This window comes from Paracidovorax oryzae ATCC 19882 (genome assembly GCF_000687165.1).
GTDB classification, from domain to species: Bacteria; Pseudomonadota; Gammaproteobacteria; order Burkholderiales; family Burkholderiaceae_C; genus Paracidovorax; species Paracidovorax oryzae.
In genome coordinates this window covers 55,913-79,930 of sequence record NZ_JMKU01000001.1, presented here as the reverse complement: position 1 = coordinate 79,930, position 24,018 = coordinate 55,913, and the positions used below count along the sequence as shown (strand labels likewise).

24 protein-coding genes and 1 tRNA gene are annotated in these 24,018 nt (G+C 68.7%); 18 read left to right on the top strand and 7 right to left on the bottom strand.

What is annotated here, in order from left to right:
* Positions 1-19 precede the first annotated feature (19 nt).
* From hutU to T336_RS0100320, 11 genes are all read left to right on the top strand, one after another.
* The gene (hutU, locus tag T336_RS0100370) at positions 20-1,753 is read left to right on the top strand and encodes a urocanate hydratase (protein ID WP_026431082.1); all 1,734 of its coding nucleotides are present in this window, start codon (positions 20-22) and stop codon (positions 1,751-1,753) included.
* Between the two features lie 140 nt (positions 1,754-1,893).
* Positions 1,894-2,643 carry an IclR family transcriptional regulator gene (locus tag T336_RS0100365; RefSeq protein WP_019701106.1) on the top strand — a complete coding sequence of 250 codons (750 nt, stop codon included), beginning with the start codon at positions 1,894-1,896 and terminating at the stop codon, positions 2,641-2,643.
* 65 nt (positions 2,644-2,708) lie between these two features.
* Positions 2,709-3,458, top strand: a complete 750-nt coding sequence (locus T336_RS0100360) for a glutamine ABC transporter substrate-binding protein (RefSeq protein WP_026431081.1) — start codon at positions 2,709-2,711, stop codon at positions 3,456-3,458.
* Positions 3,459-3,484: 26 nt separating this feature from the next.
* The gene (locus T336_RS0100355; RefSeq protein WP_019701108.1) at positions 3,485-4,153 is read left to right on the top strand and encodes an amino acid ABC transporter permease; all 669 of its coding nucleotides are present in this window, start codon (positions 3,485-3,487) and stop codon (positions 4,151-4,153) included.
* A complete protein-coding gene (locus tag T336_RS0100350) occupies positions 4,150-4,932 on the top strand; it encodes an amino acid ABC transporter ATP-binding protein (protein ID WP_026431080.1) in 783 nt (260 codons plus the stop codon). The genes T336_RS0100355 and T336_RS0100350 overlap by 4 nt, the downstream gene beginning before the upstream one ends.
* 25 nt (positions 4,933-4,957) lie before the next feature.
* A complete protein-coding gene (locus T336_RS0100345) occupies positions 4,958-5,818 on the top strand; it encodes a phytanoyl-CoA dioxygenase family protein (RefSeq protein WP_026431079.1) in 861 nt (286 codons plus the stop codon).
* Between the two features lie 10 nt (positions 5,819-5,828).
* Positions 5,829-6,431: a HutD/Ves family protein gene (locus T336_RS0100340; protein ID WP_050858853.1), complete on the top strand. Its 603-nt coding sequence runs from the start codon at positions 5,829-5,831 to the stop codon at positions 6,429-6,431.
* A 36-nt stretch (positions 6,432-6,467) separates the two neighbouring features.
* On the top strand, positions 6,468-7,718 hold the full coding sequence (gene hutI, locus T336_RS0100335; protein WP_026431078.1) for an imidazolonepropionase: 1,251 nt from the start codon (positions 6,468-6,470) through the stop codon (positions 7,716-7,718).
* The gene (locus tag T336_RS0100330) at positions 7,715-9,136 is read left to right on the top strand and encodes a formimidoylglutamate deiminase (RefSeq protein WP_026431077.1); all 1,422 of its coding nucleotides are present in this window, start codon (positions 7,715-7,717) and stop codon (positions 9,134-9,136) included. The genes hutI and T336_RS0100330 overlap by 4 nt, the downstream gene beginning before the upstream one ends.
* Positions 9,137-9,160: 24 nt before the next feature.
* A complete protein-coding gene (gene hutG / locus T336_RS0100325) occupies positions 9,161-9,985 on the top strand; it encodes an N-formylglutamate deformylase (protein WP_026431076.1) in 825 nt (274 codons plus the stop codon).
* Positions 9,986-9,988: 3 nt separating this feature from the next.
* Positions 9,989-10,900 (top strand): EamA family transporter, encoded by a 912-nt coding sequence (locus tag T336_RS0100320; RefSeq protein ID WP_026431075.1) that lies wholly within the window; start codon positions 9,989-9,991, stop codon positions 10,898-10,900.
* Positions 10,901-10,985: 85 nt separating this feature from the next.
* Here the strand turns inward: T336_RS0100320 and T336_RS0100315 are convergent, their stop codons facing one another.
* The gene (locus T336_RS0100315; protein WP_026431074.1) at positions 10,986-12,941 is read right to left on the bottom strand and encodes a phosphatase PAP2 family protein; all 1,956 of its coding nucleotides are present in this window, start codon (positions 12,939-12,941) and stop codon (positions 10,986-10,988) included.
* A 307-nt stretch (positions 12,942-13,248) separates the two neighbouring features.
* On the opposite strand from T336_RS0100315, the gene T336_RS0100310 reads away from it, so the two are divergent.
* On the top strand, positions 13,249-13,425 hold the full coding sequence (locus tag T336_RS0100310; protein ID WP_225976145.1) for a hypothetical protein: 177 nt from the start codon (positions 13,249-13,251) through the stop codon (positions 13,423-13,425).
* Positions 13,426-13,451: 26 nt separating this feature from the next.
* Here the strand turns inward: T336_RS0100310 and asd are convergent, their stop codons facing one another.
* On the bottom strand, positions 13,452-14,306 hold the full coding sequence (gene asd, locus T336_RS0100305) for an archaetidylserine decarboxylase (RefSeq protein WP_026431073.1): 855 nt from the start codon (positions 14,304-14,306) through the stop codon (positions 13,452-13,454).
* A 568-nt stretch (positions 14,307-14,874) separates the two neighbouring features.
* Here asd and infA point away from each other — a divergent pair.
* The 4 genes from infA (at position 14,875) to T336_RS0100285 (ending at position 17,049) form a co-directional block, all read left to right on the top strand.
* Positions 14,875-15,129, top strand: coding sequence for a translation initiation factor IF-1 (gene infA / locus T336_RS0100300; RefSeq protein WP_013594762.1), 255 nt, complete (start codon positions 14,875-14,877; stop codon positions 15,127-15,129).
* A gap of 95 nt (positions 15,130-15,224) precedes the next feature.
* Positions 15,225-15,301: transfer RNA gene (locus T336_RS0100295), tRNA-Pro, on the top strand.
* A 249-nt stretch (positions 15,302-15,550) separates the two neighbouring features.
* Complete coding sequence (locus tag T336_RS0100290) at positions 15,551-16,138, top strand: GDSL-type esterase/lipase family protein (RefSeq protein ID WP_026431072.1); 588 nt, start codon at positions 15,551-15,553, stop codon at positions 16,136-16,138.
* A gap of 113 nt (positions 16,139-16,251) precedes the next feature.
* Positions 16,252-17,049 carry a heparan-alpha-glucosaminide N-acetyltransferase gene (locus T336_RS0100285; RefSeq protein ID WP_051647009.1) on the top strand — a complete coding sequence of 266 codons (798 nt, stop codon included), beginning with the start codon at positions 16,252-16,254 and terminating at the stop codon, positions 17,047-17,049.
* 84 nt (positions 17,050-17,133) lie between these two features.
* Here T336_RS0100285 and T336_RS0100280 read toward each other — a convergent pair whose 3' ends face one another.
* From T336_RS0100280 to T336_RS0100260, 5 genes are all read right to left on the bottom strand, one after another.
* On the bottom strand, positions 17,134-17,919 hold the full coding sequence (locus tag T336_RS0100280; RefSeq protein ID WP_019703483.1) for a peptidylprolyl isomerase: 786 nt from the start codon (positions 17,917-17,919) through the stop codon (positions 17,134-17,136).
* A 76-nt stretch (positions 17,920-17,995) separates the two neighbouring features.
* Positions 17,996-18,265, bottom strand: coding sequence for a BolA family protein (locus T336_RS0100275; RefSeq protein ID WP_026431070.1), 270 nt, complete (start codon positions 18,263-18,265; stop codon positions 17,996-17,998).
* On the bottom strand, positions 18,262-18,831 hold the full coding sequence (locus T336_RS0100270; protein WP_026431069.1) for a septation protein A: 570 nt from the start codon (positions 18,829-18,831) through the stop codon (positions 18,262-18,264). The genes T336_RS0100275 and T336_RS0100270 overlap by 4 nt, the downstream gene beginning before the upstream one ends.
* 57 nt (positions 18,832-18,888) lie before the next feature.
* Positions 18,889-19,299, bottom strand: a complete 411-nt coding sequence (msrB, locus tag T336_RS0100265; protein ID WP_019703486.1) for a peptide-methionine (R)-S-oxide reductase MsrB — start codon at positions 19,297-19,299, stop codon at positions 18,889-18,891.
* The gene (locus tag T336_RS0100260; protein WP_026431068.1) at positions 19,296-20,786 is read right to left on the bottom strand and encodes a protein adenylyltransferase SelO; all 1,491 of its coding nucleotides are present in this window, start codon (positions 20,784-20,786) and stop codon (positions 19,296-19,298) included. The genes msrB and T336_RS0100260 overlap by 4 nt, the downstream gene beginning before the upstream one ends.
* A 191-nt stretch (positions 20,787-20,977) precedes the next feature.
* Between T336_RS0100260 and T336_RS0100255 the strand changes: the two genes are divergently transcribed.
* Together T336_RS0100255 and T336_RS0100250 are read left to right on the top strand one after the other, a co-directional pair.
* Positions 20,978-22,618, top strand: coding sequence for a 3-(methylthio)propionyl-CoA ligase (locus T336_RS0100255; protein WP_026431067.1), 1,641 nt, complete (start codon positions 20,978-20,980; stop codon positions 22,616-22,618).
* Positions 22,619-22,764: 146 nt separating this feature from the next.
* The gene (locus T336_RS0100250; protein WP_019703489.1) at positions 22,765-24,000 is read left to right on the top strand and encodes a branched-chain amino acid ABC transporter substrate-binding protein; all 1,236 of its coding nucleotides are present in this window, start codon (positions 22,765-22,767) and stop codon (positions 23,998-24,000) included.
* Positions 24,001-24,018: the final 18 nt, after the last annotated feature.

The window sequence follows — 24,018 nt, the reverse complement described above, 5'->3', positions numbered from 1 at the left end:
ACGCCCAAGGAGCGATGCCATGAACGCCAACGACGCCATCCTGTCCGCTGCCACCGCGGCCCCCCACGCAGACCCCCGCCACGATCCCACGCGCGTGGTCCGCGCCCCGCGCGGCAGCCAGCTGCACTGCAAGAACTGGCTGGCCGAGGCCGCCTACCGCATGCTCCAGAACAACCTGGACCCGGACGTGGCCGAGAACCCGCAGTCGCTGGTGGTCTATGGCGGCATCGGCCGCGCGGCCCGCAACTGGGAATGCTTCGACCAGATCCTGGCTTCGCTCAAGACCCTGGAAGCGGATGAGTCGCTGCTGATCCAGTCCGGCAAGCCCGTGGGCGTGTTCAAGACGCACGAGAACGCGCCGCGCGTGCTGCTGGCCAACTCCAACCTGGTGCCGAAGTGGGGCAACTGGGAGCACTTCAACGAGCTGGACCGCAAGGGCCTATTCATGTACGGCCAGATGACGGCAGGCAGCTGGATCTACATCGGTGCCCAGGGTATCGTGCAGGGCACGTTCGAGACCTTCGTCGAGGCCGGTCGCCAGCACTACGGCAACGACCTCTCGGGCAAATGGATCCTGACGGCGGGCCTGGGCGGCATGGGTGGCGCGCAGCCCCTGGCGGGCGTGCTGGCCGGCGCCTGCGTGCTGGCCGTCGAGTGCCAGCAAAGCAGCATCGACTTCCGCCTGCGCACGCGCTACGTGGACAAGCAGGCGAAGGACATCGACGATGCGCTCGCACTGATCGCGCACCACACGGCGCGCAAGGAGGCGGTCTCCATCGCCCTGCTGGGCAATGCGGCCGAGGTGCTGCCCGAGCTGGTCCGGCGTGCGCAGGCCGGCGGCCCGAAGCCCGACATCGTGACCGACCAGACCTCCGCGCACGATCTCGTCAACGGCTACCTGCCCGTGGGCTGGACGGTCGCCGAGTGGCGCGCCGCCGCGGCCGATCCGGCGCAGCACGCCCGCCTGAGGGACGCCGCGGCCCGGGGCTGCGCGGTCCACGTGCAAGCCATGCTCGACTTCCAGGCCATGGGCATTCCCACGGTGGACTACGGCAACAACATCCGCCAGGTGGCGTTCGATCAGGGCGTGAAGAACGCCTTCGATTTCCCCGGCTTCGTGCCCGCGTACATCCGGCCGCTGTTCTGCGAAGGCAAGGGCCCGTTCCGCTGGGTGGCGCTCTCGGGCGACCCGGACGATATCTACAAGACCGACGCCAAGATCAAGGAGCTGTTCCCCGAGAACCCGCACACCCACCGCTGGCTCGACATGGCCCGCGAGCGCATTGCCTTCCAGGGCCTGCCCGCGCGCATCTGCTGGCTGGGCCTGGGCGAGCGCCACAGGGCGGCGCTGGCCTTCAACGAGATGGTGAAGAACGGCGAACTCAAGGCGCCCATCGTCATCGGCCGCGACCACCTGGACACCGGCTCCGTCGCCAGCCCCAACCGCGAGACCGAGGCGATGAAGGACGGCACCGACGCGGTGAGCGACTGGCCGCTGCTGAACGCGCTGCTCAATACGGCCGGTGGCGCCACCTGGGTCAGCCTGCACCATGGCGGCGGCGTGGGCATGGGCTATTCGCAGCACGCAGGCGTTGTCATCGTGGCCGACGGCACCGACGAAGCCGCTGCGCGCCTGGGCCGGGTGCTCTGGAACGACCCGGCCAGCGGCGTGATGCGCCATGCGGACGCGGGCTACGAGACTGCCGTGGCCTGCGCCCGGCGCAATGGCCTGCACCTGCCCATGGTGCGATGAAGAGAGGAGGGGGACGGGGGATGCCCTGGAAAATGGAATACGGACGGAAATCCCCCGGAAGGGAAAAAAAGGGACGTGCGTTCCCAGTTTCTGGGAATCAGGGTCTGTGAAGCGCGACAGCTTCCTTTGATACTGCCGGCATGTCGAAGAGCGCCCTGCCTGCCGCCGTCCCCACCGCCGACCGTGTTCTGCAGGTGTTGGCCGCGCTGGCCCAGCAGGGCAAGGCCTCGTCGGCCGCGGAGCTCATGGAGCACACGGGCCTGGCGCGCAGCACGCTGTACCGGCAGCTCGCGCGGCTCAAGCGCTGGGGCTTCGTGCTCGAAAGCGACGGCTGCTATGCGCCCGGGCCACTGAGCCTGCAGCTCGCGCTGGGGTTCGATCTGGCCTCGCACCTCGTGCGGCAGGCGCGCCCCGGCATGGTGGAGCTGTCGCAGCAGTCGCACGAAAGCGTCGGCCTGATCCTCGCCGTCAATGACCAGGCGATCTGCCTCGACATGGTGGAGAGCCACCATTCGCTGCGCTGCTCGTTCGAGAAGGGGCGCAGCGTACCCCTGCGCGCGGGCGCGTCGGCCAAATGCGTGCTGGCCCACCTGCCCGAGGCCGCGCGCGAGGCCGTGCTCGATGCCCAGTGGGGCCACGGCACGCCTGCACGGCAGTCAGCGCGGGACGAACTGGATGCCATCCGCACGGCGGGCTTCGCCGTGAGCGAAGGCGAGGTGGACCCGGGCGTATGGGGCTGCAGCGTGCCGCTGTTCGGCGCCTCTCGCCAGGCCGCCGGCGCCATCACGCTCATGGCGCCCATCCTGCGGGCCCAGGGGCACGAGCAGGCGCTGGTCCGCATGGCGGTCGTGGCCGCCGCACGCATCTCCCGCCAGTTGGTACTGCACTGACTTCGTTCTACCTGTTCCCTTCCGTCTCCCGATTCCCCAGACCCTTGACCCGAGAACTTCCCATGATGACCCTCCGCCGCCACCTTCTTCTCGCCAGCATGGCCGCACTGGCTCTCGGCAGCGCCAGCGCGCACGCCCAGGGCAACGTGCTGCGCGTGGGCACCGATGCCACGTTCCCTCCCATGGAGTTCGTCGAGAACGGCAAGCGCACGGGCTTCGACGTCGAACTGGTCGAGGCCATCGGCAAGGCGATGGGCAAGCAGGTCGAATGGGTGGACATCGACTTCAAGGGCCTGATCCCGGGCCTGATCTCCAGGCGCTTCGACATGGCCGTGTCGGCCATCTACATCACCGACGAGCGCAAGAAGGTGGTGGACTTCACCGAGCCGTACTACGCGGGCGGCCTGGTCGCCATGGTGAAGGACGGCAACACGTCGATCCAGAAGATCGCCGACCTGGACGGCAAGAAAGTCACCGTGCAGGTGGGCACCAAGTCGGTGGGCTTCCTCACGCAGAACCATCCCAAGGTGCAGCGCGTCGAGGTGGAGAAGAACCAGGAGATGTTCAACCTCGTGGACATCGGCCGCGCCGACGCCGCCGTCACCGGCAAGCCCGCGGCCTACCAGTACATCCGCACACGGCCCGGCCTGCGCGTGCTCCAGGAACAGCTCACCACCGAGGAGTACGGCATGGCCTTGCGCAAGGACACGCCCGAGCTTACCCGCGCGGTGAACGGCGCCATCGCCAAGCTCAAGGCCGACGGCACGTATGCCGCCATCGAGAAGAAGTGGTTCGGCGCCCCGGCGGCCAAGTGACCACGGCCCGCTGACGACCTGAAGCGATGGAACTCGATTTTTCCCCCGTATGGGCCGGCTGGCCCCAACTGCTGCAGGGCGCGGCGGTGACCGTGGAGATCACGGCCGCTTCGCTGCTGCTCGGATGCGTCATGGGCCTGCTGGTGGGCATCGGCCGCCTCAACCCCCGCAACCGCATCGTGTACGGCCTGTGCACGGCCTACGTGGCGGTCATCCGCGGCACGCCACTGCTGGTGCAGCTGTTCATCCTGTTCTTCGGCCTGCCGCAGTTCGGCATCCTGCTGCCGGCTTTCGTGTGCGGCGTGATCGGCCTGGGCATCTACTCGGGCGCCTATGTGTCCGAGATCGTGCGCGGCGCGATCCAGTCGATCGACAAGGGGCAGATGGAGGCCGCGCGCTCCATCGGCATGTCCTCGGGCCAGGCGATGCGCAGCGTGGTGCTGCCGCAGGCGGTGGTGCGCATGATTCCGCCGCTGGGCAACGAGTTCATCGCGCTGATCAAGAACTCGGCGCTGGTGTCGCTGCTCACCATCCACGATCTCATGCACGAGGGGCAGAAGATCATCAGCGTGTCGTATCGCTCGCTGGAGGTGTACCTGGCCATCGCGGTCGTGTACTTCGTGCTCACGGGGGCCACCACGCTGGTGCTGCGCCACATCGAATTGCGCCTGCGCGCCGGAGGGATGGTGCAATGACGATGCAAAACGGTTCCCCGAATGCCGAGCCCATGGTGCGCATCCGCGGCCTGCGCAAGGCCTATGGCGACCACGTCGTGCTCGATGGCATCGATTTCGACGTCCAGCCCTCGCAGGTGGTGGTGGTGATCGGCCCCAGCGGCTCGGGCAAGAGCACCTTCCTGCGCTGCTGCAACGGACTGGAGCAGCCGCAGGGCGGGCGCATCGACATCTGCGGCCGCACGCTGGTGGACGGAGGCCGCATGCTGCCGGACCGCGACCTCAACGCGCTGCGCGAAGAGGTGGGCATGGTGTTCCAGTCGTTCAACCTGTTTCCCCACCTGTCGGTGATCGACAACGTGACGCTGGGCCCGCGCAAGCTGCACGGCGTGCCGCGCACCGAGGCCGAGGCGCAGGCCCGGGTGCTGCTCGAGAAGGTGGGCCTGGCCCACAAGGCCGAGGCCATGCCAGCCAGCCTCTCGGGCGGCCAGAAGCAGCGCGTGGCCATCGCCCGGGCACTGGCCATGAAGCCGCGCGTGATGTTGTTCGACGAGCCCACCTCGGCCCTTGATCCCGAACTGGTGGGCGAGGTGCTGCAGGTCATGAAAGTGCTGGCGCGCGAGGGCATGACCATGATGGTGGTGACCCACGAGATGGATTTCGCGCGCGAGGTCGGGGACGTCGTCGTCGTCATGGACGGTGGCGGCATCATCGAATCGGGTGCGCCCGCCACCATCTTCACCAACCCGCGCCAGGAACGCACGCGTTCGTTCCTGCAGGCCGTGCTCACGCGCGCCTGACCGAGTTCCCGAGGAGACCTCCGCCATGGCATCCGCATCCCATGCCCTTCGCGACGACCCGCGCCAGCGCGTGCAGGAGCGCGTCACGCCCGGCCTGGTGGCCGACTTCGCGCGCGACGGTGCCGTGTGCATCCGCCAGTTGCTCACCCCGGGCGAGGTGGCGCTGCTGCGGGAGGGCATCGACGCCAACCTGGCCACGCCCAGCCCGCGAGCCAAGGTCGCCAGTCGCCCCGACGACCCAGGCCGGTTCTTCGAGGACTTCTGCAACTGGCAGGACATCCCCGCGTTCGGCCGCTTCATCGGCGAGGCGCCCGTGGCCCTGGCGGCGCAGCGGCTCATGCAATCGCGCGGGGTGCGCCTCTACCACGACCACGTGCTGGTCAAGGAGCCGGGCACGCGCCAGCGCACGCCCTGGCACCAGGACCAGCCCTACTACAACATCGACGGCATGCAGAACATCAGCTGCTGGATCCCGGTGGACCCGGTGCCCCGCGCCAGCACGCTGGAGTTCGTTGCCGGCTCGCACCGCGGCCCCTGGCTCATGCCGCGCAGCTTCATGGACCACCAGGCGAAGTGGTTCCCCGAAGGCAGCCTGCACGACCTGCCCGACGTGGAGGCCGATCGCAGCGCCTTCGACATCCTGGGCTGGGATACCGAGCCCGGCGACGTGGTGTGCTTCCACATGCTCACGCTGCATGCGGCCGGCGGCTTCGAGGGACCGGGCCGGAGGCGGGTGTTCTCCGTGCGCTTCCTGGGCGACGACGTGCGGCATGCCCCGCGCGCCTGGACCACCTCGCCGGAGTTCCCCGGCCTGGCTGATGAACTGCCTGCCGGCGCGCCCATGGTGCATCCGCTCTTCCCGCTGCTGGCGGGCGAGGGCGCCTGACACCATGGCGATGCAGCGTTTCGACCTGGGCTCGATCGAGCCCACCCCCTGGAAGAACGGCGGCGGCGCCACGCGCGAGATCGCCTGCTGGCCACCCGGCGCCGGCATGGACGGTTTCGGCTGGCGCGTGAGCGCGGCCACCATCGACCGGGCCGGACCGTTCTCCGCCTTTCCGGGCATCGAGCGGCAGATCATGCTGCTCGACGGCGATGGGGTGCATCTGCGCGCGCAGGGCATCGATCACCGGCTCGACGAGCCCTGGCGCCCCTGGGCCTTCGACGGAGCGGCTGCGCTCGACTGCACCCCCCTCGGCGGCACCTCCACCGATTTCAATCTCATGCTGCGCCGCGGTGCGTGGCAGGGCACCATAGAAGTGGTATCGGGCAGCGTGCAGCCGGGCTCCACGCCGGCCGGTGTGTGCCTGGTGCTCGCCGGCACGTGGCGCGATGGCGCGGGCGAGGGCTATCGGCCCGGCCATGGCCTATGGTGGGGTGAGCGCGCGGAAGAGCCCCTGCCGCTTGCTCCCGAAGATGCCCACGGTGCCGTTCTGGCCTGGATCGGCCTGGCGCCGGACGCCGTCCGGACCGGCGTTCCGGCCCTGCAGGACACTTGATGGAACAGGGGCGCAGCGCGCTCCAGAGGGAATCTCATGCAGTCCACACTTTTTTCTTCCCTGCCCAGCGCCGACGGCTGCTGGACCGGCCTGCGGCTGGTGGAAGGCCTTTTCATCCCTGACGTGGCCGTGCCCGCCGGTGCCCTGTCCTGCGTGGTGGTGCAGGGCGGCTCCGTGCGCTGGGTCGGGCCGGAGGCCGCCGTGCCGCCGGCCTTCGCCGGGCTCCCCCGCCATGCGGGCGAGGGAGCCCTGGCCACCCCCGGCCTCGTGGATTGCCACACCCACCTCGTCTATGGCGGCCACCGCGCCAACGAATTCGCCATGCGGCTGGCCGGGGCCAGCTACGAGGAAGTGGCCCGCGCGGGCGGAGGCATCGTCTCCTCGGTGAAAGCCACGCGCGCCGCGTCGGAAGACGAGCTGTTCGCGCAGGCCCTGCCGCGGCTGCAGGCCCTGCTGGACGAGGGCGTGTGCGCCATCGAGATCAAGTCCGGCTACGGGCTGGCGCTGGAGCACGAGCGCAAGCAACTGCGCGCCGCGCGGCGGCTGGGCGAGGCCTGTAGTGTCACCGTGCGCACCACCTTCCTGGGCGCGCATGCGCTGCCGCCGGAGTACGCGGGCCGCAGTCAGGACTACATCGATCTCGTCTGCCGCGAGATACTTCCCGCTCTGGCCGAAGAGGGCCTGGTGGACGCGGTGGACGTGTTCTGCGAGCGCATCGCCTTCAGCCTGGCCGAAACCGAGCAGGTCTTCCAGGCCGCGCAGGCGCTGGGCCTGCCCGTCAAGCTGCATGCCGAACAACTGTCGGACATGGACGGCGCCCGGCTCGCCGCGCGCTACGGCGCGCTGTCGTGCGACCACGTCGAGCACCTGTCCGCCGACGGCATCGCCGCGATGAAGGCAGCCGGCACGGTGGCCGTGCTGTTGCCTGGCGCCTACTACACGCTGCGCGACACCCACCTGCCGCCCATCCAGGCGCTGCGCGACGCGGGCGTACCCATGGCGGTCTCCACGGACCACAACCCGGGCACCTCGCCCGCGCTCAGCCTGCGGCTGATGGCCAACATGGCCTGCACGCTGTTCCGGCTCACGGTGCCCGAAGCCCTGGCCGGCATCACCACCCATGCCGCGCGTGCGCTGGGCCTGCAGGACACGCAGGGGCTCATCGCCGCCGGCCGGCCTGCCAATTTCGTGCTCTGGCCGTTCATCGAGGCCGCCGAGCTGGCCTACTGGTTCGGCCACCAGCCGCCGCGGGCGATCGTGCGGCAGGGCAGGGTGGTGCAGCGATGACCGGCCAGACTTCCCACTTTGACGGCGGCGCGCTCTTCGCCGCCCAGGCCCTTCTGCCCGGCGGCTGGGCGAAGGACGTACTGCTGCGCTGGAACGAAGAGGGGCGCATCACCCACGTGCAGCCGGACAGTGCCCCGCCGCCTGCCGTGGTGCGCGCGCGCGGTCCACTGCTGCCCGGCCTGCCCAACCTGCATTCCCATGCCTTCCAGCGCGCCTTCGCCGGCCTGACCGAATTCCGCGCGGCCAGCGACGACTCGTTCTGGAGCTGGCGTGACCTCATGTACCGCTTCGCCGCGCGCATGTCGCCCGAGGCCCTGGAGGCGATCGCCACCTGGCTCTACGTGGAGATGCTGGAGGCAGGCTACACGGCGGTGTGCGAGTTCCATTACCTTCACCACGCCGAGGACGGCCGCCCCTATGCCGACGACGCCGAGATGTCGCTCGCGCTGCTGCGCGCAGCACGGCGTGCCGGCATCGGCATCACGCTGCTGCCGGTGCTCTACCAGTCCAGCGGCTTCGGCGGCCAGCCGCCGCGCGAGGGCCAGCGGCGCTTCCTGCACCGCACCGACGGCATGCTCGCGCTGCTCGAACGCCTCGCGCCCGTGGTGCGCGCGCAGGGCGACGTGCTGGGCCTGGCTCCGCATTCCCTGCGCGCCGTGCCGCCCGACAGCCTGAACGCGGCACTGCAGGGCCTGGACGCCATCGCTCCCGGCGCGCCGGTGCACATCCACATCGCCGAACAGATCCAGGAGGTTGATGACTGCATCGCCTGGAGCGGCCAGCGGCCGGTGGAGTGGCTGCTGGACCACGTGCCCGTGGATGCGCGCTGGTGCCTCGTCCACGCCACGCACCTGGGCGATGCGGAGGCCGCGCGCGCGGCCCGGTCCGGCGCCGTGGCGGGCCTGTGCCCGACGACCGAGGCCAACCTGGGCGACGGACTCTTCGACCTGCCGCGCTGGCGGGCGGCTGGCGGGACCTGGGGCCTGGGCTCCGACAGCCATGCCTGCGTGAACGCGGCCGAGGAGCTGTTGCTGCTCGAATACGGCCAGCGGCTGGACCTGCGCCGCCGCAACGTGCTGGGCACCGATGCGCAGCCGCAGGTCGCCACCGCCATGCTGCTGCAGGCCGTGCAGGGCGGTGCCCAGGCCGCCGGCCACCTCCCGTCCCCAGGTGCGCAGGCGGGCCTGGTGCCGGGCGTTCCGGCCGACTTCGTCGCGCTGGACCCGGAGCACATCGCGCTGCGCGGCCTGCCGCCCGAAAGCCAGCTCTCCGCCCATGTCTTCGCCAGCCACCGTACGTCGGCCATCGATGCCGTCTGGACGTCCGGCGTGCAGCGTGTCGCCTCTGGCCGCCACGCCCTGCACGGAGAGAGTGCCGCCGCCTTCGCCGCGGTACGCTCCGGCCTGCTGCAAGCCTGAACCCGCCTTTTCACGAGAATGCCCATGAACGACGCACCGGCCACGCCGCTCTTCCAATTCCACGCCGGCACCGCGCCGCTGCTGCTGTCCATGCCGCATGCCGGCACCCACGTGCCGCCGGATATCGCCGGCCGGCTGACGGAAGAGGCCCGGCAGGTGCCGGACACCGACTGGCACCTGGAGCGCCTCTATGCTTTCGCGCGCGGCCTGGGCGCCTCCGTGCTCGTGGCCACGCATTCGCGCTACGTGGTGGACCTGAACCGACCGCCCGACGGCAGCAGCCTGTATCCCGGCCAGAGCGTGACCGGGCTGTGCCCCGTGGACACCTTCGACGACACGCCGCTCTATGCCGACCCGGCCCAGGTGCCCGTCGCCGCTGAGATCGAGGAGCGCCGCCGCCGCTATTGGGATCCCTACCACGCGCAGCTGCGCGCCGAGATCGACCGCATCCGCGCGCAGCACGGCGTGGCGGTGCTCTGGGACGCGCATTCCATCCGTTCCGTGCTGCCGCGCTTCTTCGATGGACGGCTGCCCGACCTCAACCTCGGCACGGCCGATGGCGCCAGTTGCGATCCGGCGCTCGCCCGCGAACTGCTCGCCATCGGCATGGCCGCGCCCGGATACAGTGCCGTGCTCAACGGCCGCTTCAAGGGCGGCTACATCACGCGGCATTACGGCGACCCGGGACGCAACGTGCATGCCGTGCAGCTCGAGATGACGCAGGCCAGCTACATGCAGGAGGCCCTGCCGTTCGACTACCTGCCCGACACCGCCATGGGCGTGCAGCCCCACCTGCGCCGCATGCTGCAGGCCTGCCTGGACTTCGCCGCGGAGCGCGCGGCAGCCTGAGCGATGTCCGCATCGCATGACTCACCGCTGATACCGGCCCTCGCCATCCTGGGATCCGTGACCTTCCTCGGGATCGGCACGTCCTGGGCCAAGCACTCCCTGTTCCCGCTGGTCGGCGCCCAGGGCACGACGGCCCTGCGGGTGGGCTTCTCGGCCCTGTTGCTGCTGCTCCTGTGGCGTCCCTGGCGGCGGCCGCTCGCCCGCGCGGATGCTGCGCGCATCGCCGCCTACGGCGCCGCCCTGGGCGCGATGAACCTCTGCTTCTACCTGTCGCTGCAGACCATTCCCTTCGGCGTGGCCGTGGCGATCGAGTTCTCCGGCCCGCTGGCGGTGGCGCTGCTGTCGTCCCGCCGTCCGCTGGATTTCCTCTGGGTGGTCCTGGCGGTCGCGGGGCTGGGCCTGCTGCTGCCCTGGCAGCAGGGTGCCGGAATGCTGGACCTCCGGGGCGTGCGCTTCGCGCTGGCCGCCGCCGTGTTCTGGGCGGGCTACATCCTGTTCGGCAAGCGCCTGGGGCACCTGCACACCGGGCATTCCGTATCCCTCGGTCTGGCCGCGGCATCGCTGGTCGTGGTACCCGTGGGCATCGGGCACGCCGGGGCCGGCCTGCTGGCGCCGGGCGTGCTGCTCACCGGCATCGGCGTGGCCGCGTTGTCCAGCGCCGTGCCGATCATGCTGGAAATGGTGGCGCTCAAGCGCCTGCCCCAGCAGGCCTTCGGCATCATGATCAGCATGGAGCCCGCCGTCGCCGCGCTGCTGGCACTGGTACTGCTCGGCGAGTACCTGAGCCCGGCCCAGTGGCTGGCCATCGCCATGATCGTCGCTGCCTCCATGGGATGTGCTTTCTCCGCACCGCGGAAGTCCCGGCAGCCGCAGCCCGCGCTGCCTGCGGATGCGGGCGCGGCCTCGCGCGGCTGACCCGTCCGCCCCAGCCATCCGGAGGACGTTCGCCAGGAAAAAGGGCGGCCCGCAGGCCGCCCTTCGCATGCACCGGGTCGATCCTTCAGGCTGCAGCGTCGATGCGCAGTTGCACGGCGTTGTTCAGGTACACCGGCGTCACGCGGTAGCCCGGCACGGACACCGCATCGAAAGCCCCGCTGAGGCCGCCATGGCGCAGCACGGTGATCGTCGAACCCACGGCGGGGCGCACGCCTTGGGCGAATTTCACCTCGAGCGTGCCGGCCAGTGCCGCCGGGCCGTTCACGGTCAGCGTGCCTGCCGTGCCGCTGGCGTTCGCCATCTGCAGCGACAGCGTGCTGCCCGGGCGCTGGGTGTAGGAGCCGTTTACCGCCACGTCGCCGGAGGCCGCGGTGCGCAGCGTGCCGCCACCCACGTACACCGCGCCATTGCCCAGCGCCGAGCCGCTGCCCGCCTGCAGGGTGCCTGCGGCCAGTTCGATGCCGCCCGTGAAGCTGTTGTTACCGGCCAGCACCAGCGTGCCGCTGCCGAGCTTCGTCAGCTTGCCGGCCCCGGCGATGTCGTTGCGCCACGTGTCCAAAGCGCTGAAGCCGCCCTGGGTCGCGTCCATGGTCACCGCCACGTCACCGTCGAAGCGGCCATAGCCGTCGGCGGCCGCGAACAGGTTCAGGCGGCCCCAGCCTTCCGCGTCGTCCATGACGGGGTAGCCCGACGGCACGGCCGTGGTCTTGAGCACCACCCGGCGCTGTGTGGCGTCCAGGTAGGGCAGGCGGGTCTCCAGCAGCACTTCCGCGCCCTTGGGCACCACGGCCGGGCGCGAAGCATCGCCGATCTGCGGGAAGCCGAAAGTCATGCGCCGCAGGTATTCGGAACGGTTCGTCGCATAGTCAGCGAACCGGTCCGTGCTGGCAGGCTGCGAATGGGCGAACTGCCACAGGTCGGCGGGCGTTTTGGCGCCTGCAGCGGCCATCAGCGCGCTGCGCGCCTGCTGGAAGGCCGCCGCCTTGCGGGCCGCGTTCGCACCGGTCGCGATGCTCGCGGTGGCCACGGCCTGGCCGTGGATGCGGCCGCTGATCACATCCAGGGGAGAGTGCATGCCGGCCAGGATGCGGCTCTCGCCCAGTTCCAGTCCGCGCGCGACCATTTCCTGGAATCGTTCCGGCACGAGGTAGGCCATGGCGATGGAACTGCGCACCGCCTCGGCCGTGTGGCCGCTGGTGAAGCCGCCGTCGGTGGTCGGCGTGGTGCTGCGCGCCGGGAGCAGGGCGGGCACCACCTGCACGGCACTGCTCCAGCGCCACGGCCGCGCATACTTGTAGAAGCGCTTGGCGGGCTCCGTGGAGCCGTTCTCGCCGATCCCGCCGACGAAATCCACCGCCATGCCGAAAGCGGTGTTGGCGCTGCCGCCCACGCCCGTGTTGTTGCCGGCATCGTTGTAGACCACGGTGGTCGCATCGGCCGGAATCGCGGTGATGGTGGTCGTCTGCTGCGCGGCGGCGCGCCACGCGGCCGTCAGCGGCCCCATGCCGTCGCTCACGCTGTAGGCCTTGCCGCGGCGGTCGTCCAGGTAGGCCAGGAGTTCCTGCGCGGGCGTGCGGCGGCCCGTGGCATCCACCACATACTGGATATTGCGAGCATGCACCTGGGCATTGAGCACCGTCCCGTCGGTCGCGTCGCCGGGAATGCCGCTCCAGGTGGAGGGCGTGACGGCCGGGAAGGCCCCGTTCGCCGCGGCGCTCACGCCCGCGTCCACCAGCAGCGTGGACGGCTTCCAGATCGAGAGGAAGCCTGACAGCACCCGCACGCCGGCATTGGTCTCGAGCGTGGCGTAGCGCGCATCCCCGCGCTGGTTCGTCGCGGCGTTGTCGACGAAAGGCGGCACCGTCGTTTCGTTGGGGACGGGGGCGGTGTCCGCCTTGCCGAGTCCTTGCGGGGGCGTGGGAACGGCGCTGATGCCGGAACCGCCGCCACCGCAGGCGGAGAGCGCGAAGGCTGCGGCAAGCGCCAGGATCAGGGGACGGCGGGGGAGGGAGATCGTCATGGTGTGGGAGGAAAGCAGGCCAACGGAGCCCTCGGCAGGCTCCAGACAGAACGGGCTCCCCAGGGAGCCCGCAGCGGCGCACTGTAGAGCGCGCGCATGACTGTTCCGTGACCTCGGCGCGTCCGGGCCTGCAGCGGCCCTTCTGGCGCTGCAAAAGCCCGACAGCTCCGCGAAATTTGTTGCAACTTGTGTGCGGGGGCCTCCGGGGCGCGATAGCATCCGGGCCATGGATGTCGCGCCGACTGCTTCCCTGGCTCCCCCCGTCCTTCCTGCGGAACGACCGCAGGGATGGGGCGAGTTCTTCCATATGCCGGTTTTCCATCCGGGAACCCGGGTCCGGTTCGGCGAACGCCTGGAAACCGTCAGCCACATCACCATCCGCCGCCACGACCTGTGCGTCCATCTCGTGGGGCACGACTCGCCCGTGGCCCCTGAAAAGCTGGTGCTGCAGCCCAGCGTGTTCGCCACCTGCCGCATGCCCTGACGGCGTGCAGCGGCGGCATGCCGTCGTCAGGCCCCGGGCGGAAGGCCCATGGGTTCGCCCAGCCGCACGGCACGGGCGGGCTCCCAGGTGTCGGCAAACCGAAGTTTCCCCGGCTCGAAGAGCAGGACCACCGTCGAGCCGAGCATGAACCGGCCCATTTCCTCTCCCTTGCGCAGCAGCACTTCCGGGCCATCGTCATAGGTCCACTGGCGCAGGCCCGCGGTGCGCGGCGGGTTGACCGTGCCATGCCAGGCCGTGGCCATGCTGCCCACGATGGTGGCCCCCACCAGCACCAGGGCCATGGAGCCGAGCGGCGTGTCGAACAGGCAGACCACCCGCTCGTTGCGCGCGAACAATCCCGGAACCCCGCGGGCGGTCAGCGGATTCACCGAGAACAGGGAGCCCGGCACGTAGATCATGCGGCGCAGACGGCCGTCGCAGGGCATGTGGATGCGGTGGTAGTCGCGCGGGCTCAGGTAGATGGTGGCGAAGCTGCCGTCCGTGAAACGGGCGGCCTCCTGCGCATCGCCGCCCAGCAGTGCCGTGGTCGAGTAGCGGTGGCCCTTGGCCTGGAAGATCTGGTCCCTGTCGATGTGGCCGAACTGGCTCACCGCGCCGTCCACCGGACAGACGGCGGGAGCGTCCGCGATGGGCCGCGCGCCCGGACGCAGTGCGCGCGTGAAGAAATCGTTGAAGGTGGCGTAGCTGGCGATGTCCGGGTTCTCGGCCTCGGACATGTCCACCTTGTAGCGGGCGACGAAACGGCGGATGGCGGCCGTGGTGCGGGTGCCTGCGCGCGCGGAGGCGAAGCGGCCGGCCAGCGAGGTCAGGGCCCGCTTGGGCAGCAGGTATTGCGGAAGAACGGCGAGGCGGTCTGGCACGGAGGCTCCTGCGGCGAAAGGGCCGGCCATTCTAGGGCCTGTCCACCGGCCGGGAATGCGAGGGCCCTCCAGGAGAGCGCTCCGCACGCGGCATGCGCCTTGCACCATGCGGCCTTGCTGCCCGGCCGTGCGGCGGGGACGGGTGAAGCGGGCCTGGGTCTTTTATTTCCTGCCAGCGACACCATTTACTGACCATGGCCGGATACGGCGGGTTTCCGGCCCGGCCGCAGGTCTGTCGTGTCCCCCTGCCGGCGCGTTTTGGCAACGCCGCGCGAGAGACCCCGCGCTGCACGGTACAATTGACAGGCTTTGCACTGGCCCGCCCAGGCCCTGCGCGCCCAAGATTGGCAATAAAAGAGCAAAAAGAGAAAAGAGAACCGGCGGCACTGGCCGCTTCCCATGCTCTGCAGCGCGGCGTTCATTCTGGCATCGCATGCCAGGCCTGTACGTAACGAAGCGCTTGCATTTGCATCGCCGGCCCCGGCAGCCCGCGCCTGATTTCCCGTCTGTTATGCATGCCCGGAGCCTGCTGTCGTACCGGTCCGGATTTTTAATTTCTAGTTGAACCATGGCTAAAGAAGAACTCATCGAAATGCAGGGCTCCGTGACGGAAGTGCTGCCGGATTCCCGATTTCGTGTCACGCTGGACAATGGGCATCAATTGATCGCCTACACCGGCGGCAAGATGCGCAAGCACCACATCCGCATCCTGGCGGGTGACAAGGTGTCCCTCGAAATGTCGCCCTACGACCTCACCAAGGGCCGCATCACCTTCCGCCACCTGCCTGGCCGCGGCCCCGGCCCGTCGTCCGGCTCCCGCTGAGCGCATGCGCGGGCCGCGATATGCCGCGCGCCTTGCAAATAATGTGCTGGAATCGGCCCGGAACGTGCTCCGCGGCGGGTTAGAATGCCAGCTGTCGGAGCGTAGCGCAGCCTGGTAGCGCATCTGCTTTGGGAGCAGAGGGTCGCGAGTTCGAATCCCGCCGCTCCGACCATTGATATCAAGGGGTCAGGTCCGCAAGGCCTGGCCCCTTTTGTATTTCTGCCATTCCATCCATCCGGCGCCCGGCCTCGATGGGTTCGCTCCCTGGAGTCACTGGCAGTGGCGAGCTACGTCGTGATACAGGCGCGTGAAACATCCGGGCCATGATGTCGCGATCAAGCTTTTCTCCGCCTGCTCCGTGCACGAGCGATGCCGCCGAGCCCTTCGTCGCAAGGCATCCTGGCGGGCCTCACCATTCACCATGTCCATTGAAATTTTTGGCGACAGCCTCATGCGCGGCCCTGGCATCAGCATGGCCGTTCCCCGAACCATGATGTCCCTGCGGCCCGGCTGGGTCGTGGAAGACCGCTCCGCCATCGGCCTGCTGATGCAGGATCTCGTCCTCGGCTACAAGGAACCTTACCCGGGCGCGCCAGCGGACGCCTATCCACTCGGGCCGCAGCCCGCATTCAACGCCATCCGGCGCAGGGGGCAGATCATCGTGATCGGCCTCGGGCTCAACGATGCCCTTGAAATGCGCAGCGTCGAGCAATACGAGACCGACCTGCGCGATGTCCTGCGGGTCGTCCATTCGGAATGGCGCACGCCCATACTGACGGGCATCGTGGACGTGCCGGTGGCCGATCTTTTCACGCCCGAGCGCGTGCAGCGCCGCAACGAGCTGAACCAGGTGACCCATCGGGTGGCCGAGCAACTGGGGGTTTCGCACGCGGGCTGGGGGGAGGACTACCGCGGCGTGGGCGACGTGATCGACAACATCCACCGCACGCAGGCCGCCAGCGACCGCCTGGCGGCTCTCCTGGTCAATGCCATCGAGCGGACCTTCTGAAAGCGGACCACGCCAACGCGACGCATGTCGGGGTAGCAGGCCCACGGCCACCTTAACATCGCGGGACCGCCGTCCCGGGACGGCGGTGTGTTGATCCATTCGCAGTTCCTGGCATGGCACGTTCCTCCCGCACCCGTACCCCACCATTGCCGCAGACCCCCGAAAGCCACGCACGCGCCGATGCCGTCGATGCGCTGCGTGGCATCGCCATGGTCTGGATGACCGTCTTCCACTTCTGCTTCGATCTCAGCCACTTCGGCTACTGGCCGCAGGATTTCCGGGGCGACCCGGCCTGGACGATGCAGCGGACGGCCATCGTCAGCCTGTTCCTCTTCTGCGCAGGACTGGGGCAGGCGCTTGCCTGGCAGCAGGGCGTGGGCTGGCACCGGTTCGGCCGGCGCTGGGTGCGGATCGCCGGCTGCGCATTGCTGGTGAGCGCCGGGTCCTACCTCATGTTCCCGCGCAGCTACATCCATTTCGGCGTGCTGCACGGCATGGCCGTGATGCTGGTGGTGGCCCGCTGTACGGCAGGATGGGGCGGCTGGCTGTGGCCGGCCGGCGCCCTGGCGCTGGCTGCACCGTGGGCGGCCGGGTGGCTGCTGACCGGGCCGGCGGCCGACTGGGCGCCCTGGTTCAACAGCAATGCGCTGAACTGGCTGGGCCTGGTGTCCCGCAAGCCGTTCACCGAGGACTACGTGCCCGTGCTGCCGTGGCTGGGCGTGATGTGGTGGGGGCTGGCTGCAGGGCAGTGGGTGCTGCGCCGTCGTCCGGGCTGGCTGGCGATTCCGGTGCACCGGAATGTGCGCCCCCTGGCGGTGCTGGGGCGCTGGAGCCTGAGCTATTACATGCTGCACCAGCCGGTGCTCATCGGCGCGCTGCTGGCCACGGGGTGGCTGCTGGGCCGCCCATGAAAAAACGCGGCCATGGCCGCGTTTTTCTGCAAGGGTCACCAGGCCGCCATACGCCGCGGTGCGGCTTCGGCGGCCTGCGGCCGATCACTCGACCTTGGCCTTGGCGCGCAGTTCTTCCTGGAACTTGGCCAGCTTCTGCTGTTGCAGCTGCTGTGCGATCTGCGGCTTGACTTCGTCCAGCTTGGGCAGCTTGGCTTCACGCACGTCGTCCAGGCGGATGACGTGCCAGCCGAATTGCGTCTTGACCGGGGTCTGCGTCATCTTGCCCTTGTCGAGCTTCACGAGGGCCTGGGTGAATTCAGCCACGTAGCTGCTGGGGGTGGCCCAGTCGAGGTCGCCGCCGCGTGCGCCGGATCCGGGATCCTTGGACTGCTTCTTGGCGATGTCCTCGAACTTCGCGCCCTTCTTGATGGAGGCGATGATGGCCTTGGCCTGGTCTTCGGTTTCCACCAGGATGTGGCTGGCCTTGTATTCCTTGCCGGTGTTGGCGGCGACGAACTTGTCGTACTCGGCCTGGATCTCGGCGTCGGTGACGGGGTTGGCCTTCTGGTAGTCGGCGAACAGCTCGCGGATCAGGATGGTCTGGCGGGCCAGTTCCATCTGGTCCTTCACGTTCTGCGAGCCTTCCAGGCCCCGCTTCTGCGCTTCCTGCAGGAAGATCTCGCGGGCGATCACTTCTTCCTTGATCTGGCCTTCGATCTCGGGGGTGATGGGCCGGCCGGAGCGTTCGACCTGCTGCTTCAGGACTTCGATGCGTTCCTTGGGCACGGCCTTGCCATTCACGACGGCAACGTTCTGCGCGATGGCGGGCAGGGCGGATGTGCCCAGCACGGCAGCGGCCACAAGGCCGGACAAGAGCTTTTTCTTCATTGGGAAATCCACAAAAAGGAAAGGGCAGGCTGCACGGTGTGCGCCATGGTGGCCCTGGACGTGGGAATCAAGACGATCAGAGAACTTCAATCGCGATGGCGTGCGCACCCTGGTCAATGAACTCCTGCAGCGCATCATACACAAGGCGGTGCCGTGCAACGCGGCTGCGTTCCGTAAACAAAGGTGACGAGATGCGTACCCGGAAATGTGTCCCGGCGCCAGTGCCGTTGGACCCGGCGTGGCCCGCGTGGGCCGCGCTTTCGTCGAGCACCTCGAGCAGGCTGGGCACCAGGGTTTCGCGCAGCCTGCGCTCCATGGCCTGTGCGGTGATGGCGCTGCCGCTCATGGCTTCGCATCCTCCGGCGCCGTGCCGGCGTCTTCCTGCGGCTCCTTCATGTAGCGGCTCAGGTAGAGCGCCTGGCCGACCACGAAGACGGCCATCAGGCCGATCCCGCCGAAGAGCTTGAAGTTCACCCAGGTGTCGGTGCTGAAAGCATGTGCCACCCACAGATTGATGGCGCCCATTGCGGCGAAGAAGGCCGTCCAGCTCCAGTTCATGGTGCGCCATGCGGCTTCGGGCAGTTCCATCTGGCCGCCCATGAGCGTGCGGATGAGGTTCTTGCGGAAGAACAGCTGGCCGACCAGCAGTGCGCTTCCCATCAGCCAGTAGAGGACGGTAGGCTTCCACTTGATGAAGGTGTCGCTGTGGGAGAGCAGCGTCGCGCCGCCGAACACCACGATCACGCCGAGGCTGACCCACTGCATCGGTTCGATCCGGCCGTGCCTTATGCGGAGATAGGCGATCTGGAGCACGGTGGCGGCGATCGCCACGGCCGTGGCCGTGTAGATGCCCCAGACCTTGAAGGCCACGAAGAACAGGATGATGGGAAAGAAGTCGATCAGCAGTTTCATAGATGGGGCAGGGCGGTTGCCGGGCTCGTCATGCGTGTGCCGCGCGCCGTCGCTGGGTCAGGCGTCCGGCTCGAAGTCCAGCGACGCGGAATTCATGCAGTAGCGCAGCCCGGTGGGCGCGGGGCCGTCCTCGAACACATGGCCGAGGTGGGCCCCGCATTGTGCACACACCGTCTCGGTGCGGACCATGCCGTGGCTGCGGTCCACGATTTCGCGGATGGCTCCGGGCACCGCCTGGGAGAAGCTGGGCCAGCCGCAGCCGGCGTCGAACTTGGTGACCGAATCGAACAGCTTGGCGCCGCAGCAGACGCAGTGGTAGCTGCCGTCGTCCCAGTGGGCTTCGTACTTGCCGGTGAAGGGGCGCTCGGTGGCCGCGTGCCGCGTGACCTGCCAGGCCACGGGTTCGGCCCCCTTGTCCTTCAGCAGCGCCTGCCATTCGGCGTCGGTCTTCTGGATGGGGTAGGTCATGATGAACAGCTGATTTCGATGGAGGAGGCCCAGTCGGGCGGGAACCCCGCCCACTCGGCATGCGCGGGGTGTTCGTCGAAAGGCCGTGCCAGCACGGCCTGCAGCGCATGCAGGGGCGTGAAATCCCCCGTCTTCGCCGCCCGGATGGCCTGCTCGCCCAGGTGGTTGCGCAGCACGAAGCGGGGATTGGTGCGCTGCATGAGGCTGGCCGCGTCCTGTGCGGCCTCGTTGCCGAGCCGCTGCCGGTAGCGCGCTGCCCAGGCGTCCCATCCGGCCCGGCCGACGAACAGGTCGCGCACCGGCACGAAATCGCCGCTGGCCACGGCCTGCGAGAGCCGGTGCCAGAAGATGGTGTAGTCCACGGCGTCCGCCGCCAGCAGCCCGAGCAGGTCGTCCACCAGCGCGGCGTCTCCTTCGGCGGCCGATGCCAGGCCGAGCTTGGCGCGCATGCGGGCCAGGTACTCCGCAGGAAAGGCCGTGCGGTAGGGCTCCAGCGCAGCCTGGGCGAGTTCGGTGTCTTCGATCAGCGGCATCAGCGCCTGGCCGAGGCAGAAGAGGTTCCAGTAGGCGACCTGGGGCTGGCGGTTGAAGGCGTAGCGGCCCTGGCTGTCGCTGTGGTTGCAGATGTGCCCCGGCACGAAGGCATCGAGGAACTGGAAGGGCCCGTAGTCGATGGTGAGCCCCAGGATGCTCATGTTGTCGGTGTTCATCACCCCGTGGCAGAAACCCACGGCCTGCCACTGCGCGAGCAGCTCGGCGGTGCGGGCGACCACGGCCTGCAGCAGCGCGGCGTAGGGGTTGCCGCCGGGCGCATCGCCGGCACTGCGGCAGCCGGGATAGTAGCGGTCGATCACGTAGTCCGCCAGCGCGCGCAGCTCGCGCACCTGGTCGCGCGCCGCGAAGTGCTCGAAGTGGCCGAACCGCACGAAGCTCGGTGCCACGCGCGTCACGACGGCGGCCGTCTCGATTTCCTCGCGCGCCACGGGCGCGGGCGAAGCCGTCAGCGCCAGCGCGCGCGTGGTCGGGATGCCCAGCGCATGCATGGCCTCGCTGCAGAGGAACTCCCGGATGGACGAGCGCAGCACGGCGCGGCCGTCGCCCATGCGCGAATAGGGCGTGCGGCCACTGCCCTTGAGCTGCACTTCGTAGCCGGTTTCAGTCTCGCCGAGAAGGATCGCACGGCCGTCGCCCAGCTGTCCGGCCCAGACGCCGAACTGGTGGCCACTGTAGACGCTGGCCAGGGGGCGCATGCCGTGCAGCAGCGCATTGCCCGACAGCACCTGGACCGCCGCATCGCTGCCCAGCCAGTCCGGGGCCAGCCCGATGAGCCGGGCGGTGGCGTCGCTGCCCGCCACCCACCGGGGATCGGGCAGCGGCGTCGGGACCAGTTCGGTGAAGAAGCCGGGTCCGAGGGCGGCGAAGCCGTCCCGCCAGGCCAGGCCGGAGCGGGCCTCGGCCGTCGGGGCGGAGGGGGCGGTGATCGTCATTGCCGCCATTGTCTCCCACCGCCTTTGCCTGGGCGGCCCACAGGGGCTTGCACGGGGGGCGCAGGCCTGCGCATCGCCTGTCAACCTGGCGACAGGGGCCGCCGGGCGCGGGGTTGCCCTGGGGGCGCGGCACCGAACCGCAGGGTTAGGATTCGACGATCACCTTATCCACAGGAATAGAAGGAGACACCATGCTGGGCCTGATGCAGAGCCAACCCCTGCTGATTTCGACGCTCGTCGAGTTCGCGGAACGCCACCACGGCGATGCGCAGATCGTCTCGCGGCGCGTGGAAGGCGACATCCACCGCTACACCTACCGGGACATGGCCGCCCGTGCACGCCAGCTCGCGAACACGCTGGACGCGGAGGGCTTTGCCGCCAGCGCCCGCGTCGCCAGCCTGGCATGGAACGGCTACCGCCATCTGGAGATGTATTACGGGGTGAGCGGTTCGGGCCGCGTGCTGCACACCATCAATCCGCGGCTGCATCCCGACCAGGTCGCCTGGATCGTGAACCACGCGGAGGACGAGGTGCTGTGCTTCGACCTCACGTTCCTGCCCATCGTGCAGGCGGTGCATGCGAAGTGCCCCACCGTCCGGCGCTGGGTGGCGCTCTGCGATGCCGACCGGCTGCCGCAGGACACGGGCATCCCGCAGCTCACGAGCTACGAGAGCTGGATCGGCGCAGCCTCCAGCGAGTACGCCTGGCCCGTGTTCGACGAGAACTCCGCCTCCAGCCTCTGCTATACCAGCGGCACCACGGGCCACCCCAAGGGCGTGCTCTACAGCCACCGCTCCTCGGTCCTGCACGCGTATGCCGCGGCCCTGCCCGATGTCATGGGCCTGTCGGCCAGCGATTCGGTGCTGCCCGTGGTGCCCATGTTCCACGTCAATGCCTGGGGCATTCCGTACTCGGCGCCGCTCACCGGATGCAAGCTCGTCTTCCCCGGCCCGGCGCTGGACGGCAAGTCCGTCTATGAGCTCATGGACGCCGAGGGCGTGACCTTCGCGGCCGGTGTGCCGACCGTCTGGCAGATGCTGCTGCAGCACGTGAAATCGATCGGCGGCCGGTTCGGCAAGCTCCGGCGCACGGTGATCGGCGGTTCCGCCTGCCCGCCGGCGATGATCGAGGCCTTCCAGAACGACTACGGCGTGCGCGTGCTGCATGCCTGGGGCATGACCGAGATGAGCCCCCTGGGCACGCTCTGCTCGCTCAAGAACAAGCACATGGACCTGCCGGAGCCGGAGCGCATGAAGATCCTGCTCAAGCAGGGCCGAGCCATCTACGGCGTCGATATGAAGATCGTCGATGGCGACGGGCGCGAGCTGCCCTGGGACGGCAGGACCTACGGCGACCTGCTGGTGAAGGGCCCCTGGATCGTGGACCGCTACTACCGCTCGGACGAGAGCCCGCTGGTGCCCGACGCGCAGGGCCGCGGCTGGTTCCCCACGGGCGACGTGGCCACCATCGACCCCGACGGCTACATGCAGATCACGGACCGCAGCAAGGACGTGATCAAGTCCGGCGGCGAATGGATCAGTTCGATCGACATCGAGAACATCGCCATGGCGCATCCGGCCGTGGCGATGGCGGCCTGCGTGGGCATGCCGCACCCGAAGTGGGACGAACGGCCCATCGTGGCCGTGGTGCGCCGCCAGGGCGCGGAACTCACGCGCGAGGAACTGCTGGCCTTCTACGAGGGCAAGACCGCGAAATGGCAGATCCCGGACGATGTCGTGTTCCTGGACGCGATCCCGATCGGCGCGACCGGGAAGATGCTCAAGGCCAAACTGCGCGACCAGTTGCAGGACTACCGCCTTCCCGGGCTCTGAGCGGGAAGGGGCGGCGCGGGCCATGGGGCCGGCCGCCGCGAGTCGCCTGCGGGATAGGCGCTAGGGTGAATCCCTGAACACCGCAGCGTACCTCGCCTGTACGCTGCGGCGTGTTCGGTGACCCCCAATACGCAAGGAGACAGGCGATGAGATTTGCTATCAAGCTGGTGACTGTATCTGCCATGTTGGCGACCGCAGGCGGTGCCTTTGCCCAGAAGGGCGAAACCGTCAAGATCGCGTGGCTCGACCCGCTCTCGGGGCTGATGGCCGCGGTGGGCACCAACCAGCTCAAGAGCTTCCAGTTCCTGGCCGAGGAGTTCAGCAAGAAGAACGCCTCGGGCGTGAAGTTCGAGGTCATCGGCATCGACAACAAGCTCAGCCCGCAGGAGACCACGAGCGCGCTGCGCTCCGCGATGGACCAGGGCGCGCGCTACGTGGTGCAGGGCAACGGCTCGGGCCCCGCGCTCGCCATCATCGACGCGCTGGAAAAGCACAACGCGCGCAATCCCGGCAAGGAGGTGGTCTACCTCAACTACGCCGCGGTCGATCCGGACCTCACGAACAGCAAGTGCAGCTACTGGCACTTCCGCCTGGATGCCGACACGTCGATGAAGATGGAGGCCATGACCACCTTCATGAAGGACCAGCCCGACATCAAGAAGGTCTATCTCATCAACCAGAACTACGCGCACGGACAGCAGGTATCCAAGTACGCCAAGGAGAACCTGGCCCGCAAGCGGCCCGACGTTCAGATCGTGGGCGACGACCTGCATCCCCTGGCACAGGTGCGCGACTTCGCGCCCTACATCGCGAAGATCAAGCAATCGGGCGCCGACACGGTGATCACCGGCAACTGGGGCTCCGACCTCGCGCTGCTGATCAAGGCGGCCAATGACGCGGGCCTGAACAACGTCAACTTCTACACCTACTACGGCGGGGTGACGGGTTCACCCACGGCCATGGGATCGGCCGCCGCCGGGCGCGTGTACATGGTCTCGTACAACCACCTGAACCTGCCCGGCGACATCGGCCGCGTGGTGGCCGACTACAAGAAGAAATTCAACGACGACATGTACACGGGTGCCGTCTACCATGCCTTCGCGATGCTGGACGCGGGCTTCGTCAAGGCCAAGAGCACCGATCCCGTGAAGGTGGCGCAGGTGCTCGAAGGCATGAAGTTCAACAGCTTCAACGGCGAGGTGGAGATGCGCAAGTCAGACCACCAGCTGCAGCAGGGCCTCTTCGTCTCGAAGTGGGAGAAGGCGGGCGGCAAGTACCCCTATGACGCGGAGAATACGGGCTACACCTTCGTGCCCGTGAAGTACTACGAGCCCTACGTGGCGAGCACGCCCACCTCGTGCCAGATGAAGCGGCCTTCCTGACCGCACGGCCCCGCCGCG